Raw genomic sequence first — 2,978 nt, forward strand, 5'->3', positions numbered from 1 at the left:
CGATCGGCGCCGGACTGCTCACTCCGGGGGGTGGGTGAGTTGTTTGAGTTGGGTTCGGGAGGTGATGCCGAGTTTGGTGAAGGCGTTGCGGACGTGGGTTTTGACGGTGTGGGGGGAGAGGTGGAGTTGTTGTGCGGCGGCGCGGTTGGTGGCGCCTTGGGCGATGAGGTTGATGACGGTGAGTTCGGAGTCGGTGAGGCTGTCCCAGCCGGTTCGGGCGCGGGGGTGTGTGACGATGCGGCGTTCGGCGCCGAGTTGGCGTAGTGCGCGGCCGACGCGGCGGGCGTCGGCGATGGCTTCGCATTCGGTGTAGGTGTCGAATGCGGTGTTGAGGTGGTCGAGGGCTTCGGTGTTGCGTTGGGTGCGGGCGAGTTCGGTGCCTGCGTCTTCGGCGGCGGCGGCGTAGAGCAGTGGTCGCGAGGATGTGTGGAGGGCGTTGGTGACTGTCACCAGTGTGTTGGCGTCGCGTTCGAGGATGGCGCGGGCGTGCTTGGCTACGGTGGCCAGTAGTGGCACCGGGGGGTGTTCGCGTTCGAGTACCTCGGTGGCTTGCAGGACCCGGGCGCGCAGGCCGGCGTCGCCGGCGGCCGAGGCCACCCGCGCACCCAAGACCAACCGAACCAATGCGTGGGGGAAAAGGGGCGTCCCCAGCAGGCTGATGTCGCCAAGCCAGCGCGCTGCCTCATGAACGTCGTCGCGGTACCACGCCGCGCGCGTCAGCACGTAGGCCGATGCTCGGCGTTGGCCAGGTGAACCGATCGAGTGGGCCTCGCGCGCATCATTAGCCGTCTGCTGCAGCATATTCCGGTCATCGGTATGCGCCGCCACCTCGGCGAGGATCAGCATTCGGTGTACGTCCTGCTCGGTCGCGCCCGTCGGCTGTGGGGGCGGCAGAGAATCGGCCGCGTCGCGGGCGGCGGCCAGCCGGCCCGCAGCGAGGTGGACCCAGCCACCGAAGACGGCCCAGGTGGTGAGGGCCAACGAGTTGCCTTCCCGGCCGGCCTGTGCCGTGCCTTCGGCGACCTTGACGGTCGCGTCGTCCAATCGGCCGACCACTGCCAGCAGGTTCGCGTGGAACATCCGGGCATAGGCATGTGCCAACGCGGTTTCATTCGTGTAGGCGAGTGGCCGAAGCCGTTCGAGGCGGCCCAGTGCACGGGCCGCGTAGCCCTCACCGGAATCGATCAGAGCGTGGGTGACCTCGGCCATGATCGTGGCCTCGAGATCACCGGTGGCCGCCGCGGCGGCGGCGGCTTCGTCGGCCGCGGTGCGCCATTGCCCGCTTTTGTCCTGCAACACAAGGTTGTAGGCCAGCCACGCCAGATGCCGGGCCCGGGTGACCTCACTGATGCCACTCAACTGCAGCGCTCGGCGGTTCTCCTCGATCCGCTGCGGGGAGCTGTGCTTGGTTTGGGTCAGGAGCCGCAGCCGGATCTCGGCCTCGACTTCGGGTGAGGCCGCCCCCGCGAGCGCGACGACGGCCAATCCTTCCGCCTCGCCGTAGCGGCCGGCCCGGTTGAGCCACTCCACGGTCTCGGCGACCAGTGACCCGCGGTCAGCATGATTGGTGGGCAGTAGTTCGAGTGCGCGCTTGCTGAGATCCGCGGCGGCGTTGGCATCGTTGTGGCCTACCGATTGGGCGGCCTGGCGCAACGCATCGACTGCCTCCATGTCTCCGGGTTCGGCGCTGCGCGCCAGCTGGGTAGCCACCTCGGCCGGGGCCGCGCCCATCCCCAGCATGACCGACGCCGACTGCCGCTCCATCGCCCGACGCAACGACTGCGGCAGCGACTGCCGGGTGGCCTCGCGCAGCAAATCGTGCCGAAACCTCAACTGCGCACCGTCCTCGACGAAGAGGTCCGCGCGCACGGCCTCCTCAAGCGCCGACAGCAACGACGTCGGCGGCCGGTCCAGCATCGCCGCCAGCAGCCCGGCGGAAAATCGATCGGGCAGCACCGCGGCCACCCGCACCACCTCGGACGCCTCGCCGGAGAGCAGGTCCAGCCGCTGTTGCATACCGACACCCAGACGCCGCGGCAGCCCGTCTCCGGTGGCCACCACGCGTCCACCGTCGACGGTCAGCCGATCTTCCTCGCTCAGGCCCCCGACCAGTTCGGTGACCAGAAACGGATTTCCGTGCGCCTTGGCGGCCAGATTCAGCAGCGACACATCGGCTTTCGCCCGGACGGCGTCACCGACCATATCGGCGACCGCGTCCGGCGTCATCGCCCCCAACCGCACGAATGTGGCGTTCCTGCGGTGCAGCACCGACAAGGTTTCCTGCACCGCTTGCCCGCCGGTTCCGGCACGGGTGGTCAAGACCCACAACACCGCGACATCCGACGCGGTGGCCAGCGAGCGCAACGCCAACAGCGTTCCGTTGTCGGCCCAGTGAATGTCCTCCAACACGATGGCCAACGGAGTTTGCGCGGCCGCCGCGCAGATCGCGTTGTGCAGGTCGTGGACCACCCAGTAGCGCAGGTCGGCTGAGCCACCCAATTCGCGCAACACTTCGACATCACCGACCGGCGGATCGGCCCGCAGCGTGGCCATGAACAGCGAGAAGAACGGCACCGTCTGCTGGTACTCGAACGCCTCCCCGAACAGGGTGCGCACCCCGCACTTGCCTGCCAGCGCCAACACCTCGGTCAGCAACCGACTCTTCCCGATGCCCGGCGGGCCCTCGATGACCAGCACGCCGCCGTGCCCCCGGGTTACCGCGGCAACCAGTGCGCCGATCAGCCTCAGCTCGTCCGCCCGTCCCCGAATCGGCGGCGTGACCAGACCTTGGCCGCCGACATCGAAGAGTCCGGTTGAAGGCCGCACCGGGTGTCCTGTCTACCGTTTTTACGGGGTGCACATGCATTGTAGGCGCGCCCCTGCCAGCGATTTGCTGTCGGTCACTCCGGGGGGTGGGTGAGTTGTTTGAGTTGGGTTCGGGAGGTGATGCCGAGTTTGGTGAAGGCGTTGCGGACGTG

1 protein-coding gene is annotated in these 2,978 nt (G+C 68.3%); it reads right to left on the bottom strand.

The window, feature by feature from the left end; all coding sequences use genetic code 11:
* Positions 1–18: 18 nt before the first annotated feature.
* A complete protein-coding gene (locus ACWDTP_RS38050; protein ID WP_450028381.1) occupies positions 19–2,826 on the bottom strand; it encodes an ATP-binding protein in 2,808 nt (935 codons plus the stop codon).
* Positions 2,827–2,978 lie beyond the last annotated feature (152 nt).

The sequence above is a fragment of the Mycobacterium sp. NPDC003449 genome (genome assembly GCF_053588415.1).